Raw genomic sequence first — 14,839 nt, 5'->3', positions numbered from 1 at the left:
GGATAGAGAGTTAGTAGCGTTAACTTGGAATGAGGTTGATTTTGACAGAGGATTGTTAAAAACATACAGGAGGTATAATACTCTCTCTCATAAGTTTGTTCCACCAAAAAATAAAACGTCTATTCGGATGGTTCCAATAGACGAAGAGTGTATCAAAATTTTGCGCCTTTTACAAACGGAGCAAGAAAGAGCAAACATGGAGTTAGGAATCAAAAATCGATATCGAATGATCTTTCAACATTTTGGATATATTCATTCAGTTCCAGATATTGCAAGCGTCAATAAAGCTTTGAGTGTTCTCTTAAATGAGTTGGACATTTATCCAATTATCACGACAAAAGGAGCACGTCACACCTATGGAAGCTACCTCTGGCACAAAGGGTTTGACCTTGGAGTTATTGCAAAAATTCTAGGGCATAGAGATATTTCAATGTTGGTAGAAGTATATGGACACACTTTAGAAGAGAAAATTTTTGAGGAATTTAATCAAATCAGAGATATCTGGAAAGATTGCTCATAAAAAAATGTGGGGCAAACGATGGGGCAAATGCTCTTAAGACAAGCAAAAAAGCCTTGGTTATCAAGGCTTTTACTGTTGAAGTTTGATGCCCCCTACAGGGCTCGAACCTGTGACCCATGGATTAAGAGTCCACTGCTCTACCAACTGAGCTAAGGAGGCTGGATGCTGTATTGGTACCGATGATCCACAGTTTGTATTGAACCCGCGACGTAAAAAAGCAGGTGGGCGACTCGCTACTAACTTCAGTTGCTTCTGGGTGAGCCAGCCTGCACACTGTTAATAGACCTCTGTCTCCCGATAATACAAAAATTAGTCGGTCAACACTTATATGTGGATTCGTATACCACAGCAATTTCTATGTTTTTATAATACCACTTTTGAAAATTATTGCAAGAGGAAAAATCATTTTTTTTGCAATCGTTTTCGTTGATTCTTCTCGTATTATCTAGATAACTTATCGATTCGTTCTTTATTAGCTCCAAGAGCTCTTTCGTATTTCCCAGTTTCATTAGGTTGGAAATAATTGACTCCTCTTAATTTATCTGGAAGGTATTGTTGCTTAACCCACTTTTCAGGATAGGCATGTGGATACTTATAATCTTGTGCATTACCCAGTGCCTTACTTCCAGCATAGTGTCCATCTCTCAGATGACGCGGAATAGGTAAATTCCCAGACTTTCTAAGATCCGCCAGGACAGCATCCATTGCCTTATAAGCCGAATTCGACTTAGGTGATAATGCTAAGTCAATAACTACGTTGGCAATCAAAATACGTGCCTCCGGAAAACCTATTTTCTGTGCAGCTTCCAAGGCTGTGACCGTGTGAACTTGTGCATCTGGATTAGCTAAACCAATATCCTCATAGGCAATCACAGTCAAGCGACGTGCTAGACTAGGCAAATCCCCTGCCTCAACCAAACGTGCCGCATAGTGAAGACTGGCATTAACATCAGATCCTCGAATAGATTTTTGCAAGGCAGAAAGGACATCATAGTGCCCATCACCGTCTTTATCCATAGTAATATAACTGCGTTGTAAGCTATTTTCCACTATGTCTAAAGTAATATGATGCTGCCCATTTCCTGAAGCTGGTGTCGACATGACAGCCAGATCCAAAGAATTATATGCCGATCGTAAATCACCATTAGTAGCTGTCGCAATAAAATCTAGAGCATCATCATCTAAGTGAACCTCAAAGGCGAAGCCACGCTCCTTGTCCCCTAGAACATTCAAAATAGCTTCCTTGATATCTTCATTAGAGAGTGGTTCCAACTCAAATATTTGTACACGGCTACGGATGGCTGGTGTTACAGAAAAAAACGGATTCTCGGTTGTGGCACCAATCATGATAATATTTCCGTTCTCTAATAATGGTAACAAAAAATCTTGTTTTGCTTTATCCAAACGATGGATCTCATCTAGAAGTAGAACTAAACCACCTGAAAATTTAGCCTCTTCTGCAATTTCCTGTAGACGTTTTTTGCTATCGACAGTGGCATTAAAAGTTCTAAAAGCAAATTTTGTTGTTCCTGCAATAGCACTGGCTATCGAGGTTTTCCCGATTCCTGGAGGTCCGTAGAGAATCATTGACGACAGCATATTCGCCTCTACCATACGGCGAATAATTTTACCTTCACCAACTAAATGTTTCTGACCAATCACCTCTGAAATTGAACGTGGACGCATGCGTAAGGCAAGATTATCTGGCATCTTCTCTCCTTTTTTTAACTATTTATTCTTCTTATAATAAGAATATACTATTTTTCTGTAAAAAGAAATTATAAATAGTTCTTGTCAAACCTAAATTCTTATGATAGAATATTTTGGTATGTGGTGCTAGCACATCCGTAATAAATTCTACCTAGGAGGAAAACACGAAATGACTAAAGTATGTTACTTTACAGGACGTAAAACTGTTTCTGGAAACAACCGTTCACACGCTATGAACAAAACTAAACGAGTCTTTAAGCCTAACCTTCAAAAAGTTACTGTTCTTATCGACGGTAAACCTAAAAAAGTTTGGGCTTCAGCTCGTGCACTTAAATCTGGTAAAGTTGAACGCGTTTAATCTTATTAGACATTAAGAGAGATGACATCAGTCATCTCTTTTAATGTTCATCGTCTTTCACTTTTGGGTATACTTATGTTATAATAAGGAACTAATAGATAATCCTTATAGAAAGAAGGTGTCAGTATGGGATTTACAGATGAAACTGTTCGTTTCAACCTAAACGACGGTGATAAAGATGAAATCAGTAATACTTTGACAAATGTCTACCGTTCGTTGGCTGAGAAAGGTTATAATCCTATCAACCAAATCGTTGGTTATGTTCTGAGCGGTGACCCTGCTTATGTTCCGCGTTACAATGATGCCCGTAACCAAATTCGCAAATACGAACGTGATGAAATCGTTGAAGAACTCGTTCGCTATTATCTTAAAGGAAATGGAACTGACCTGTAATGCGAGTAATGGGACTTGATGTTGGCTCAAAAACAGTGGGTGTTGCTATTAGTGACCCACTTGGTTTTACGGCCCAAGGCGTTGAAATTATCAAAATTAACGAGGAAGCTAAAGAGTTTGGCTTCGACCGTCTAGGTGAACTCGTTAAAGAATATCAGGTAGATAAATTTGTCGTTGGTCTCCCTAAAAATATGAATAACACTGAAGGACCACGTGTTGAGGCTAGCAAAGCTTATGGTGATAAAATTAAGGAAATCTTTAACCTTCCTGTAGATTACCAAGACGAGCGATTGACAACTGTTCAGGCAGAACGTATGTTAGTTGAACAAGCAGATGTCAGCCGTGATAAGCGTAAAAAAGTTATTGATAAATTGGCTGCTCAACTTATTCTGCAAAACTACCTCGATCGAATGTTTTAATAAACTGTAAATAGAGACCGATTAGTCGAGCGACAATCTAGTGAACTACCAGTCAGAACTTCTAGATTCACCTCACTATTGAGTACTCTCTTCAAAAAGGAGAACAATATGTCACACAATCACGATCACAACCATGACCATGAAGTCATCACTTTAGTAGACGAACAAGGGAATGAAACACTTTTTGAAATCTTATTAACGATTGATGGACGTGAAGAATTCGGTAAGAACTACGTTCTTTTGGTTCCAGCTGGTGCTGAAGAAGATGCAGATGGAGAAATCGAAATCCAGGCATACTCATTCACTGAAAATGAGGACGGCACTGAAGGCGACCTTCAACCAATTCCTGAAGATTCAGATGCTGAATGGGATATGATTGAAGAAGTTTTCAATAGCTTTATCGATGAAAACTAAAAAATAATATTGGGCGTAACTAAGCCTAATCATTTACTTCTAAAAAAGAGACTGAAATAGTTTATTTCAGTCTCTTTTTTAGAAGGTTTTTTCTTAAATGTAAGAAATAAGAGAGAAATTGACTAAATGGTATTATCTGATATACTTTAAATAAGAGATTTTGGGTTTTTCCCTTATTTGTAACTTTCAAAATGACAGCAAAGGAGTTTAATTTGAGTCCATATAACAAAGACAATATCCTAGGATCAGGTAGCTATCAAGGTTATCATCGAAGCCCCCATCAATCTCATACACATGATAAGCAATCTGAAAAGGGTGAAGTAACAATTCAAGGGCGTACAAAAGAATCAACTTCTTATCAGAAAGAAAAAAAAACTAAGATTTCACTTCCTTGTAAGCATAAAGCACATATCCTTATCCTCAGTCTGATTTTGAGTGCATGTAGTATATCAGTCCCTTGCTTTACAGACTTTTCCAATAATATACAATCCCAAAACCTTTACATTGCAAAAATGTTTGCCAACGGTAGTTTACCCTATTCTGACTTTTTTGCGACAGGTGGGTTCTTCTATTATTTCCTAATTTCTCTAGCTTTTCGTCTGGGGTCTACTCTTTGGTTAATTCCAATACAGTTTCTAACCTACTATCTTTCTGGCAGCTACCTTTACAAGGTTGTCATGCATATGACAAATAAGAAGGAAATTGCAACTCTAATTAGTATTATTTTCTTTTTACTTAATGGGACACTTGGTTTTGGTGGACTCTATCCTATCCAATTTGCCATGCCTTTTGTCCTCGGTGCTATTTTCTTCTTAACCCGGTACTTTGCTGGTCACAGTCGTGATGAAGCCTTTATTCTTTACGGTTTTGCTGGTGCTGCTGGAGCACTCTTTGAAGCTCGAACTCTTATTTTCTGGGTATTGTCACTTGTGACAATATTTGTTTACAATCTTGTCAACAAGCACTTTGCTCGTGGTTTTTATCAAGTCCTTTGTATTATTTTTGGTAATATTTTAGTACTGTACCTATGCCTTTATTTCATCCTAAACTTGCAAATCACTTCGGACTATATTAATCAAGTTCTAGTTTACAACTTTACACAACTCGCTGTAGAAAAAAATAACTTCCTACTGACATTGGCTTACCAAAGTTTTGCTGTTATAGGTTCTGGACTCCTTATTGGTGTAGTTACTACAGGTAACCACCTCCTTGGTGATGCTAAAGATAAAAGCATTAAATGGGTATTAATCCTTAGCTTTATCTTTACACTAGTTTATAGTCTATTCTCTCAAAGTTTTGGACTTTACAGCATTCTTACCATCGTCCCATATGGTTTAGTCTTGACTGCACTTTCTCTGGATGATGCTATTAAAAAGAGAGCGGAGCGAACCTCTCACCGACGTCGTAATGATAACCAAATCCGCACGCTAAAAGTTTTTGGTATCTTCCTTAGCCGTAATTATTTCTTACCTATAGTCGTTTTTGCATTTGCCTTTGCTATACCAATCATCATGTTCCTATTTGATTTAGGAAATAATGCTGAACGTAGCAGTGTCGCAAATTACCTCGCTAAAAATACCAAGAAAGATGAAACTATTTACGTTTATGATTCATCAGCAAAAATTTATTTGAAAAGTAATCGTAAATCAGCTTCACCATTTGTTCTTCCTGATCTTAACACAGCTAAATCAAGTCATCAAAAGGCTCTTTTAGACACTCTTGTTCAAGATTCTGCACAATATCTTGTTGTCCAACAAGATACGCAATTGCCTTCTGAGTTTAAATCGACACTTTCAAAAAACTATAAAAAAGCACCTGTAAAAGGCGTTGAACGATATACTATCTATGTCCTAAAATAGGTCGAAAATCAATATATAGTGGTTGAGATAAAAATATACCACAATATATTGATTTTTTTTTGCCTAGTGCTATAATTAGTGCTATAATTAGCAGCGAGGTTATTTTTAGATGATTACATTAGAAAAAGAAAAGGTTACAGTCAACCCCGATATCAAAGTTATCAAACGCGATGGGCGTATGGTTACTTTTGATTCAAGTAAAATATATGAAGCTATTCTCAAAGCAAGCGAAACTATTACACCTATCACACCATTAATTGAGACTAAATTGGAGGGAATTGCCAACCGTGTTGTGGCCGAAATCAATGATCGCTTCTCTCACAATATCAAAATATACGAAATTCAAAGTATCGTAGAGCATGAGTTACTCGAAGCTAACGAATACGCTATCGCTCAAGAATACATTAACTACCGTACCAAACGTGATTTTGAGCGTTCTCAGGCTACTGATATCAATTTCACCATTAACAAACTGGTTAATAAAGATCAGGCTGTTGTTCATGAGAATGCCAATAAGGATAGTGATTTATACAATACACAACGTGATTTAACCGCAGGTATTGTTGGAAAATCCGTTGGACTTAAGATGCTTCCTCCACATGTAGCAAATGCTCATCAAAAGGGAGATATCCATTTCCACGATTTAGACTATAGCCCTTACACGCCTATGACAAACTGTTGTTTGATTGACTTCAAAGGCATGTTGGCAAATGGTTTTAAAATCGGTAACGCTGAAGTAGAAAGTCCCAAATCCATTCAAACTGCAACAGCACAAATTTCACAAATCATCGCAAATGTTGCCTCTAGTCAGTATGGTGGCTGTACAGCAGATCGCATCGATGAATTCTTGGCGCCTTATGCAGAACTCAACTACAAGAAACATTTAGCAGATGCTAAAGAATGGGTGACTGAGGAAAAACAGGAAGACTATGCTCGTGCTAAAACGCGTAAAGATATCTATGATGCTATGCAATCTCTTGAATATGAGATAAATACGCTTTTCACCTCAAATGGTCAAACACCATTTACCTCTCTCGGTTTTGGTTTGGGAACAAACTGGTTTGAACGTGAAATCCAAAAAGCTATCCTCCAAGTTCGTATTTTAGGCCTTGGATCAGAGCACCGCACAGCCATTTTCCCAAAACTCATCTTCACCCTAAAACGCGGACTTAACTTGGAACCTAACTCACCTAACTACGACATTAAACAGCTAGCACTTGAATGTGCAACTAAGCGTATGTATCCAGATGTCCTATCATATGACAAAATCATTGAATTGACAGGCTCCTTCAAAGCCCCTATGGGATGTCGTTCCTTCCTTCAGGGTTGGAAAGATGAAAATGGCGTTGAAGTTAATTCTGGACGAATGAATCTTGGCGTAGTCACCCTTAATCTCCCTAGAATTGCGCTAGAGTCTAAAGGAGACCAAGATAAATTTTGGGAAATTTTTGAAGAAAGAATGGGAATTGCCAAAGATGCTCTCGTTTACCGAGTTGAGCGGGTAAAAGAAGCTACACCTGCCAATGCACCTATTCTTTATCAGTATGGCGCTTTTGGTCAGCGTCTGCGTAAATGCGACAGCGTCGACCAACTCTTCAAACATCGTCGTGCAACCGTATCACTTGGTTACATTGGACTTTATGAAGTAGCATCTGTTTTTTATGGTAGCGATTGGGAAACTAATCTAGAAGCCAAGACATTTACTTTAAATATCGTTAAAGCGATGAAAAATGCTTGTGAAAGTTGGTCTGACGAATATGACTATCATTTCTCTGTTTATTCAACACCATCAGAAAGTTTAACAGATCGCTTCTGTCGATTGGATACTGAAAAATTCGGTGTCGTAACTGATATCACAGATAAAGAATATTACACCAACTCCTTCCACTACGATGTCCGTAAAAATCCAACACCATTTGAAAAGTTGGAATTTGAGAAAGATTACCCAGAGGTTGGTGCAACTGGTGGATTCATCCATTATTGTGAATATCCAGTCCTCCAACAAAATCCTAAGGCACTTGAAGCTGTTTGGGATTTTGCCTATGACCGTGTCGGCTATCTTGGCACTAATACTCCAATTGATAAATGCTACAAGTGTGACTTTGAAGGGGATTTCACTCCAACAGAACGTGGGTTCATGTGCCCTAATTGTGGTAACACAGATCCTAAAACAGTTGATGTCGTCAAACGTACTTGCGGTTATTTAGGGAATCCACAGGCCCGCCCTATGGTTAAAGGACGCCACAAAGAAATCTCAGCCCGAGTCAAACATATGAATGGTTCAACCATCAAATATGGTGGCAAACATCTCTAATAAGACCTATAATGCATTATAATAAACTAGAAGCAGCTGGATAATACCCTCCAACTCCCTCCAACTGCTTTGCTTATTTAGTTTTTAGAACGGAATACAATGGGTAAATATCAATTAGATTATAAAGGTATGCAACAGGTGGAACGTTACCACGAAAAAAATGCAACCGTCAAAAATGACAAAAAAGCACGTGTCCAAGCCCTTTTAAAAAAAGCTGGGAAGAAGAAATAAGATGATTTTACGCCGACCAAGTCAAGCAGATAAAGAAGCTATCTTAGACATGATGGGTGAATTTGAAAGGGAGAAATCTGTCCATGATGGTGGATTTTGGAACGCGGACAATTTTATTTATGAAGAATGGCTAGAAGAAAATCTTCAGTCAGAAGCAGGACTTAATATCCCTGAAAACTGGGTTCCTGCTATACAGCTGGTCAGTTTCAACGAATCAGGTCATGCTCTTGGTTTTCTACATCTTCGTCTTCGTTTAAATGGGCGCTTACTAGAAAAAGGTGGTCATATTGGCTACTCCATCCGTCCATCTGAACGTGGCAAGGGGTATGCAAAAGAATCTCTCCGTCAAGGCCTGCAAGTAGCCAAGGAGAAGAATATTCAGCGTGCTCTGGTCACTTGTAGCACAGAAAATCCAGCCAGCCGAGCTGTTATATTAGCCAACGGTGGTCAACTAGAGGACATTTGTAACGAAACTGAGCGCTATTGGATAGATTTGGAGTAAAATCATGACATGGAATACACCAAAACCACAAGAATGGAAGTCCGAAGAGCTTAGCCAAGGACGCATTATTGACTATAAGGCCTTTAATTTTGTTGATGGTGAAGGGGTCCGTAACTCACTTTATGTCTCTGGTTGCATGTTTCACTGTGAGGGATGCTATAACGCTGCTACCTGGTCCTTCAAGGCAGGGATTCCCTATACCAAAGAACTAGAGGAACAAATCATACAAGATTTAGCACAACCCTACGTGCAAGGTCTCACACTACTGGGTGGAGAACCTTTTCTAAATACTGGTATTCTAACTCCCTTAGTCAAGCGTATCCGTAAGGAACTACCCGAAAAAGACATTTGGTCTTGGACTGGTTATACTTGGGAAGAGCTAATGCTTGAAACTCCTGATAAGCTAGAACTTCTTCATCTCGTTGACATTCTCGTAGATGGACGTTTTGATATTACTAAAAAGAACCTTATGCTCCAGTTTCGAGGATCATCTAATCAACGTATTATTGATGTCAAAAAATCTCTTGATCAAGGAAAGGTTGTTATCTGGGACAAGTTGAATGACGGTCAAAACAACTATGAGCAAGTCGATCGTAAAGACATGATATAAGAAAAAGTCTGAGTTTGTAACTCAGGCTTTTTTAACTTTTCTTACAAAAAACAATTCACTATCAGAAGATAAATCCTTACGATAGTAAAAGTCATCAAAGGATAAGTCTCGTAAGGCATCTATGGTTTGACAACTTTCCTCCATTACAGCTGTCAAAAAAGCTCCTCTAGCCTTTTTAGAAATCGTTGAATGTGTCTTAAGAATACCATTACGGTCTTCCATAAAACTAACTGTGAATAACTGCTTACGAAGACTTGGACTAAAGACATCTTCAAATTCACTTGAAAGCAAGGAAACAACTGGAACTTGACTCTCTTCTAGGAATTGGTCATATTCAGCACGCCAATAATTTTTTAAGGACTGACCATTAACCTTAACCTTTGTATGAAAGTCATGACGATGTTCTTGAATCGGATAGAAAGCGGGAATAATCCCATAAAAAGAAGATGTGATAAATACTTGGTGACTGAGGAAATCTTTTTCACATGTAGATAAGTCCTTGCATTTAATGTGACGATACATCAGTCCGTTAAAAAGCTCGACAGCTGGGTAATTCTTCGCTTCACCTGCTAAAATTGCATCCCAACGCTGCTTTTCTTTCTCAGCCTGCTCAGGCTTTATTTTATAAGCTATGGACAAGTCGTCTGTGGATAACTTAGCCATTTCTGTTAGAATAGCTTCACTCTTTTCAGATAGTTTTTGGGAGGGGACTTCCTCACTGGGCTTCATTTCTTTTGCAGTTGGAATTAAAAATCTAATCATATTGTTATTGTAAAGCCATGCTGGCATTTCGTCAAGAATTCTCTCTAGCAAAAAAGGAAGTAAACAGTCGTTAACTCCCTTCTTTATTAATCATCTAAATCAACAAAACGACCTAGAATATGTACATTTTCTGCGATTGAAACAAAAGCTTTAGGGTCTGCTTTTCTCATATAATACTTGAAGTCCGTATACTCTTCACGGGTAATAATAGCTAGCAATACTGCTTTCTTTTCGTGATTATAAGTTCCTTCCGCATCGTTAATCATCGTTACACCACGGTGAAGTTTCTTATGGATCATCCTTACAACTGGATCAGGATTACTTGTGACAATCATGGCTTGCATTTTCTTCTGTTTAGTGAAAATTGCATCCGTTACTCGACTAGAAATAAAAATTGTAACCATAGAATAGAGAGCGTATTTCCAGCCAAAAAAAATACCTGCAAAAATCATGATAATCCCGTTGACAATCAAGGAGATATTCCCAACATCACGACCCGTTTTCTTACGAATAGTGAGACTGACGATATCTGTTCCTCCGCTAGAAATACGTGATTTTAAACCGAAACCAATCCCTGTTCCCATGACCAGACCACCAAAAATAGCATTTATCAATGGGTCCTCCGTTAAGGTCACATGAGGCATCACCTGAATAAAAAGGGAACTCATTGTTACCGTAATGAAGGTGAAGATGGTAAATTTGTGGCCAATCTTATACCAAGCTAAAATCAAGAGTGGAATATTAATCGCATAGAAAGTCAATGATACCGGAATCTCAAAGCCCAGAGTCCTGAGACTCAATGCTGATAACACCTGCGCCAACCCTGTAGATCCACTGGAGTAGACATGTCCAGGTTGAAAAAAGAAATTCACGGCAATTGATGACAAGAGCCCATAGAATACTGACGCTGAAAATTTTTCAGTATATTTTTCACGAGAGATACTACGTGCCGCTTGTAAAACGCCCATTTTCTTTGCAGATTTTTTCGCTATATACTTAACATGTTTATGAAGAGGTGCTTTATTCATTTTCTAATTCTACATGAAGGGCAAGTTCTTCCAACTGTTTATCAGCCACAAGACTTGGAGCCTGAGTCATAGGATCGGATGCCTTATTATTTTTAGGGAAGGCAATCACTTCACGAATATTATCTTTACCTGCAAGAAGCATAACAAAACGGTCAAGCCCGAGAGCCAAGCCACCATGTGGTGGGAATCCATAGTCCATAGCTTCGAGAAGGAAACCAAATTGCTCATAGGCAGATTCTTCAGAGAAACCAAGGGCTTTCAACATACGTTCTTGTAAGTCTTTCTGATTGATACGTAGACTACCACCACCAAGCTCATAACCATTCAAGACAATATCATAGGCTACAGCACGTACCTTAGAAAGATCTCCTTCAAGTTCTGCTGCAGAATCTTCTGTTGGCAAAGTGAATGGGTGGTGGGCGGACATATAACGGCCCTCTTCTTCAGACCACTCAAACATTGGCCAATCGACAACCCAAAGAAAGTTAAATTTAGTATTGTCAATCATGTCAAGTTCTTTAGCAATTTGATTACGCAAAGCACCAAGTGTGTTATTAGCGATTTCAAGTGTGTCTGCTACAAAAAGAACTAAATCATTTTCTTCAATCTGTAAAGCATCTGTCAACTTTTCTTCAATACTTGTCAAGAATTTAGCAACTGGACCTGCTAGAACTCCGTCAGTCATCTTAACCCAAGCAAGACCTTTAGCACCAAATTGTTTGGCAAAGTCTGTCAACTTGTCAATGCTTTTACGTGAATACTTATCTGCATTTCCTTTAACAACAATCGCCTTAACAGCTGGTGCCTCAGCAAATACTTTAAAGTCTACATCCTTGACAAGTTCTGTCAAGTCTTGTAAAAGCATGTCAAAGCGTGTATCTGGCTTGTCAGATCCATAGTTATTCATAGCATCATCATAAGACATGCGTGGGAATGGTAGTGTCACCTCAATCCCTTTAGTTTCTTTCATAACCTTAGCAATCAATCCTTCTGTAATATCTTGGATTTCTTGCTCATTAAGGAAAGAAGTCTCCAAGTCAACTTGTGTAAACTCAGGTTGACGATCACCACGCAAATCTTCGTCACGGAAACACTTTACAATTTGATAATAGCGGTCAAAACCAGCATTCATCAATAATTGTTTAGTAATCTGAGGACTTTGTGGAAGAGCGTAAAAGTGGCCTTGGCTAACACGGCTTGGAACCAAGTAATCACGTGCACCTTCTGGTGTAGATTTTGTCAACATTGGTGTTTCAACATCAATAAATTCCAAGTCATCAAGATAATTACGAATGGTATGAGTTACCTTGGCACGAAGCTTAAAGTTTTCCAACATCTCTGGACGTCGAAGATCCAAGTAACGGTAACGCATACGTGTATCATCACTAGCCTCAACACCATCTTTGATTTCAAACGGTGTTGTTTTGGCAGTATTAAGGACTTTAAGATCTTCAACTTTAAGCTCGACAGCACCTGTAGGCAAGTTATCATTAGCTTGTTCACGCGCTTCAACTGTTCCTGTTACTTCAATAACAAATTCGCTACGCAAGCTCTCAGCTGTTTCAACAACAGCTGCATCAGTATTTTCAGGGTTAACAACCAACTGCATCAAACCTTCACGGTCACGAAGATCGATAAAAATTAAACCTCCGAGGTTACGACGACGAGATACCCAACCTTTCAAAGTAATAGTAGTTCCGATATGTTCACTACGAACACGACCGGCATACATAGAACGTTCCATAAATACACTTCTTTCGTTAATTTTTTAGTCTTAACTATTATAGCAAAAAGCCCATCAAAACCCCACCCATTTCAGGCTCGAATTTTAATAGACTTTCTTTTTTATAAAACTATTTACCAAATTGTTTAAACAATTCACTAGTATCCACATAATCTTCAGCAAATTCTTCAAAATCTTCAAAACGGTAGTCAGCTGTTTCTAAATCAAGCAAACTATTCCAACGGAAACCATAAACATCTTCAATGATAACACTAAGTTCATCAGTTTCCTCATCTACTTGCCAGCCCAAATAGCGTTCCTGGGTTTCAAAATTCAAAACTACATCTTGACAATCTTGGCGCCAAACTTGACCAAGCAATTGTTGACACATAGCATGATCACTCGCAGGTTCATCATTAAACCACGTAATCTCGTGTTTATCGAGAAATGCAATCAACTGCCAAAACTGTTGTTGGAAACGAATGGGCATACTACGATCAAAAGCCAAACTGAATTTTTCACTCCGTTTGAGCATATCAACTATACTAACCATATGCCCCCTACTTTTCTAACTGTTTGAGGACTGTTGCGAAGTTTGTAGTTAGCTCTTCAAAACTTACAGTAACTTCCTCACGAGTAGCATTATTTTTGACCTCAGCCACACCTGACTCCACTTCACTCTCACCTAATGTGATAACAGTCTTGGCTTTGAAGGTATCTGCTGACTTAAACTGTGCCTTAATCTTACGTCCAAGGTAATCACGTTCAGCTTTAAATCCTTGGTAGCGGATGGATTGAACTAACTCAAGAGCTTTGCCATTAGCGCCCGAACCAAGTACTGCAATGTAGACATCAAGACTTTCTTCTACCGGAAGTTTAATGCCTTGCTTATCAAGAACCAAAAGCAAACGTTCTAAACCAAGTCCAAAACCAAATCCAGCTGTTTCTGGACCACCGAAATATTCAACCAAACTATCATAACGACCGCCCGCACAGATTGTTAACTCAGACTTGTCAATAGTGGTAATAAATTCAAAAATCGTGTGGTTATAGTAATCCAGACCACGTACCATATTAGTATCAATCACATATGGAATGTTAAGACTATCGAGCATGGCACGCACTTCATCAAAGTGAGTTTGACTTTCTTCATCTAAATAATCAAGGATAGATGGAGCATTTTCAACTGCAACCTTATCTTCTTTTTCTTTTGAATCAAGTACTCGCAAAGGATTTTCATCCAAACGGCGTTGGCTATCTTTTGACAAACTCTCGCGCATTGGTGTCAAATAGTCAATCAAGGCCTGACGATAAGCCAGATGACTGTCAGTATTTCCAAGACTATTCAAATGAAGAGTAACATCCTTAATGCCAAGCGTATTAAAGAGTTGGTAGGCCATGGCAATTGTTTCAACATCTGTTGCTGGATTTTTTGAGCCAAAGCACTCTACACCTAGTTGGTGGAACTCGCGCAAGCGTCCTGCTTGAGGACGTTCATAACGGAACATTGATCCAATATAATAAACTTTAACAGGTTTTTGGACCTCTGGCGCAAAGAGTTTGTTTTCTACATAAGAGCGTACAACCGGTGCTGTTCCTTCTGGGCGGAGTGTAATATGACGGTCTCCCTTATCATGAAAATCATACATTTCCTTAGTAACGATATCAGTTGTATCACCTACTGAACGTGAAATGACCTCGTAATGTTCAAACATAGGCGTACGAATTTCACCATAATTGTATTTTTTAAATGTTTCACGTGCAACATTCTCCACGTACTGCCATTTGGCACTATCCCCAGGTAAAATATCCTGCGTTCCCTTAGGTTTTTGAAGTTTCATAATGATGATACAGGCCTCAAATAGACCTGCCCTCCTTTTCCGTTATTACAGATATAATCACTCTATTCTATCATAATTTACATAGCTTTTGGGAAATGGTGCAGGTTTTTTTCAACGTAAGAAAGAAATAGACCTCTGGGTATATATAATGGTCA

General features: G+C 38.6%; 15 protein-coding genes, 1 tRNA gene, 1 other RNA gene and 1 pseudogene. 10 read left to right on the top strand and 8 right to left on the bottom strand.

The features are described 5' to 3' along the window. Window positions 1-7 precede the first annotated feature (7 nt). A pseudogene (locus NST05_RS01120) lies at window positions 8-520 on the top strand (site-specific integrase); the annotation flags it as partial. Between the two features lie 86 nt (window positions 521-606). Here the strand turns inward: NST05_RS01120 and NST05_RS01115 are convergent. The 3 genes from NST05_RS01115 to NST05_RS01105 form a co-directional block, all read right to left on the bottom strand. Continuing rightward, window positions 607-679: transfer RNA gene (locus NST05_RS01115), tRNA-Lys, on the bottom strand. Beyond that, window positions 680-875, bottom strand: a non-coding RNA gene (gene ssrS, locus NST05_RS01110) — 6S RNA. 86 nt (window positions 876-961) lie between these two features. Then, a complete protein-coding gene (locus tag NST05_RS01105; RefSeq protein WP_084826190.1) occupies window positions 962-2,230 on the bottom strand; it encodes a replication-associated recombination protein A in 1,269 nt (422 codons plus the stop codon). A 169-nt stretch (window positions 2,231-2,399) separates the two neighbouring features. On the opposite strand from NST05_RS01105, the gene rpmB reads away from it, so the two are divergent. The 9 genes from rpmB to nrdG all read left to right on the top strand — a co-directional run bounded on the left by rpmB (window position 2,400) and on the right by nrdG (window position 9,330). Then, on the top strand, window positions 2,400-2,588 hold the full coding sequence (gene rpmB, locus NST05_RS01100; RefSeq protein WP_084826191.1) for a 50S ribosomal protein L28: 189 nt from the start codon (window positions 2,400-2,402) through the stop codon (window positions 2,586-2,588). A gap of 126 nt (window positions 2,589-2,714) precedes the next feature. Next, entirely contained in the window at window positions 2,715-2,981 is a 267-nt protein-coding gene (locus tag NST05_RS01095) for an IreB family regulatory phosphoprotein (protein ID WP_002952186.1), read from the top strand. Further along, window positions 2,981-3,400: a Holliday junction resolvase RuvX gene (ruvX, locus tag NST05_RS01090; protein WP_011681732.1), complete on the top strand. Its 420-nt coding sequence runs from the start codon at window positions 2,981-2,983 to the stop codon at window positions 3,398-3,400. The genes NST05_RS01095 and ruvX overlap by 1 nt, the downstream gene beginning before the upstream one ends. 108 nt (window positions 3,401-3,508) lie before the next feature. Next, window positions 3,509-3,814 carry a DUF1292 domain-containing protein gene (locus NST05_RS01085; RefSeq protein WP_011681733.1) on the top strand — a complete coding sequence of 102 codons (306 nt, stop codon included), beginning with the start codon at window positions 3,509-3,511 and terminating at the stop codon, window positions 3,812-3,814. Window positions 3,815-4,026: 212 nt separating this feature from the next. After that, on the top strand, window positions 4,027-5,673 hold the full coding sequence (locus NST05_RS01080; protein WP_100273381.1) for a hypothetical protein: 1,647 nt from the start codon (window positions 4,027-4,029) through the stop codon (window positions 5,671-5,673). A gap of 109 nt (window positions 5,674-5,782) precedes the next feature. After that, window positions 5,783-7,987, top strand: coding sequence for an anaerobic ribonucleoside-triphosphate reductase (gene nrdD, locus NST05_RS01075; protein WP_084829166.1), 2,205 nt, complete (start codon window positions 5,783-5,785; stop codon window positions 7,985-7,987). Window positions 7,988-8,086: 99 nt separating this feature from the next. After that, window positions 8,087-8,218 carry a hypothetical protein gene (locus tag NST05_RS01070; RefSeq protein WP_002885877.1) on the top strand — a complete coding sequence of 44 codons (132 nt, stop codon included), beginning with the start codon at window positions 8,087-8,089 and terminating at the stop codon, window positions 8,216-8,218. Between the two features lies 1 nt (window position 8,219). Next, a complete protein-coding gene (locus tag NST05_RS01065; RefSeq protein WP_004300318.1) occupies window positions 8,220-8,720 on the top strand; it encodes a GNAT family N-acetyltransferase in 501 nt (166 codons plus the stop codon). A 4-nt stretch (window positions 8,721-8,724) separates the two neighbouring features. Beyond that, the gene (nrdG, locus tag NST05_RS01060; RefSeq protein ID WP_002952198.1) at window positions 8,725-9,330 is read left to right on the top strand and encodes an anaerobic ribonucleoside-triphosphate reductase activating protein; all 606 of its coding nucleotides are present in this window, start codon (window positions 8,725-8,727) and stop codon (window positions 9,328-9,330) included. Between the two features lie 21 nt (window positions 9,331-9,351). On the opposite strand, the gene yaaA is transcribed toward nrdG, so the two are convergent. The 5 genes from yaaA to hisS form a co-directional block, all read right to left on the bottom strand. Then, window positions 9,352-10,092, bottom strand: coding sequence for a peroxide stress protein YaaA (gene yaaA / locus NST05_RS01055; RefSeq protein ID WP_171815045.1), 741 nt, complete (start codon window positions 10,090-10,092; stop codon window positions 9,352-9,354). Between the two features lie 86 nt (window positions 10,093-10,178). Beyond that, complete coding sequence (locus NST05_RS01050; RefSeq protein ID WP_084829168.1) at window positions 10,179-11,120, bottom strand: YitT family protein; 942 nt, start codon at window positions 11,118-11,120, stop codon at window positions 10,179-10,181. After that, window positions 11,113-12,864, bottom strand: coding sequence for an aspartate--tRNA ligase (gene aspS, locus NST05_RS01045; RefSeq protein WP_046206506.1), 1,752 nt, complete (start codon window positions 12,862-12,864; stop codon window positions 11,113-11,115). The genes NST05_RS01050 and aspS overlap by 8 nt, the downstream gene beginning before the upstream one ends. 109 nt (window positions 12,865-12,973) lie before the next feature. Then, window positions 12,974-13,396 (bottom strand): hypothetical protein, encoded by a 423-nt coding sequence (locus NST05_RS01040; RefSeq protein WP_002946366.1) that lies wholly within the window; start codon window positions 13,394-13,396, stop codon window positions 12,974-12,976. A gap of 7 nt (window positions 13,397-13,403) precedes the next feature. Then, window positions 13,404-14,684: a histidine--tRNA ligase gene (gene hisS / locus NST05_RS01035; protein WP_340742868.1), complete on the bottom strand. Its 1,281-nt coding sequence runs from the start codon at window positions 14,682-14,684 to the stop codon at window positions 13,404-13,406. Window positions 14,685-14,839 lie beyond the last annotated feature (155 nt).

The sequence above is a fragment of the Streptococcus sp. FSL E2-3494 genome, from assembly GCF_038007085.1.
GTDB classification, from domain to species: domain Bacteria; phylum Bacillota; class Bacilli; order Lactobacillales; family Streptococcaceae; genus Streptococcus; species Streptococcus thermophilus.
The sequence above is the reverse complement of the archived record's forward strand: the minus strand, read 5'-3'. Positions and strand labels throughout refer to the sequence as shown.

Excerpts from the sequence above, each read along its gene's own strand:
- NST05_RS01105 (WP_084826190.1), bottom strand. The coding sequence starts at position 2,230 with ATGCCAGATAATCTTGCCTTACGCATGCGTCCACGTTCAATTTCAGAG.
- rpmB (WP_084826191.1), top strand. The coding sequence starts at position 2,400 with ATGACTAAAGTATGTTACTTTACAGGACGTAAAACTGTTTCTGGAAAC.
- NST05_RS01095 (WP_002952186.1), top strand. The coding sequence starts at position 2,715 with ATGGGATTTACAGATGAAACTGTTCGTTTCAACCTAAACGACGGTGAT.
- ruvX (WP_011681732.1), top strand. The coding sequence starts at position 2,981 with ATGCGAGTAATGGGACTTGATGTTGGCTCAAAAACAGTGGGTGTTGCT.
- NST05_RS01085 (WP_011681733.1), top strand. The coding sequence starts at position 3,509 with ATGTCACACAATCACGATCACAACCATGACCATGAAGTCATCACTTTA.
- nrdD (WP_084829166.1), top strand. The coding sequence starts at position 5,783 with ATGATTACATTAGAAAAAGAAAAGGTTACAGTCAACCCCGATATCAAA.
- NST05_RS01070 (WP_002885877.1), top strand. The coding sequence starts at position 8,087 with ATGGGTAAATATCAATTAGATTATAAAGGTATGCAACAGGTGGAACGT.
- NST05_RS01065 (WP_004300318.1), top strand. The coding sequence starts at position 8,220 with ATGATTTTACGCCGACCAAGTCAAGCAGATAAAGAAGCTATCTTAGAC.
- nrdG (WP_002952198.1), top strand. The coding sequence starts at position 8,725 with ATGACATGGAATACACCAAAACCACAAGAATGGAAGTCCGAAGAGCTT.
- yaaA (WP_171815045.1), bottom strand. The coding sequence starts at position 10,092 with ATGATTAGATTTTTAATTCCAACTGCAAAAGAAATGAAGCCCAGTGAG.
- NST05_RS01050 (WP_084829168.1), bottom strand. The coding sequence starts at position 11,120 with ATGAATAAAGCACCTCTTCATAAACATGTTAAGTATATAGCGAAAAAA.
- aspS (WP_046206506.1), bottom strand. The coding sequence starts at position 12,864 with ATGGAACGTTCTATGTATGCCGGTCGTGTTCGTAGTGAACATATCGGA.
- NST05_RS01040 (WP_002946366.1), bottom strand. The coding sequence starts at position 13,396 with ATGGTTAGTATAGTTGATATGCTCAAACGGAGTGAAAAATTCAGTTTG.
- hisS (WP_340742868.1), bottom strand. The coding sequence starts at position 14,684 with ATGAAACTTCAAAAACCTAAGGGAACGCAGGATATTTTACCTGGGGAT.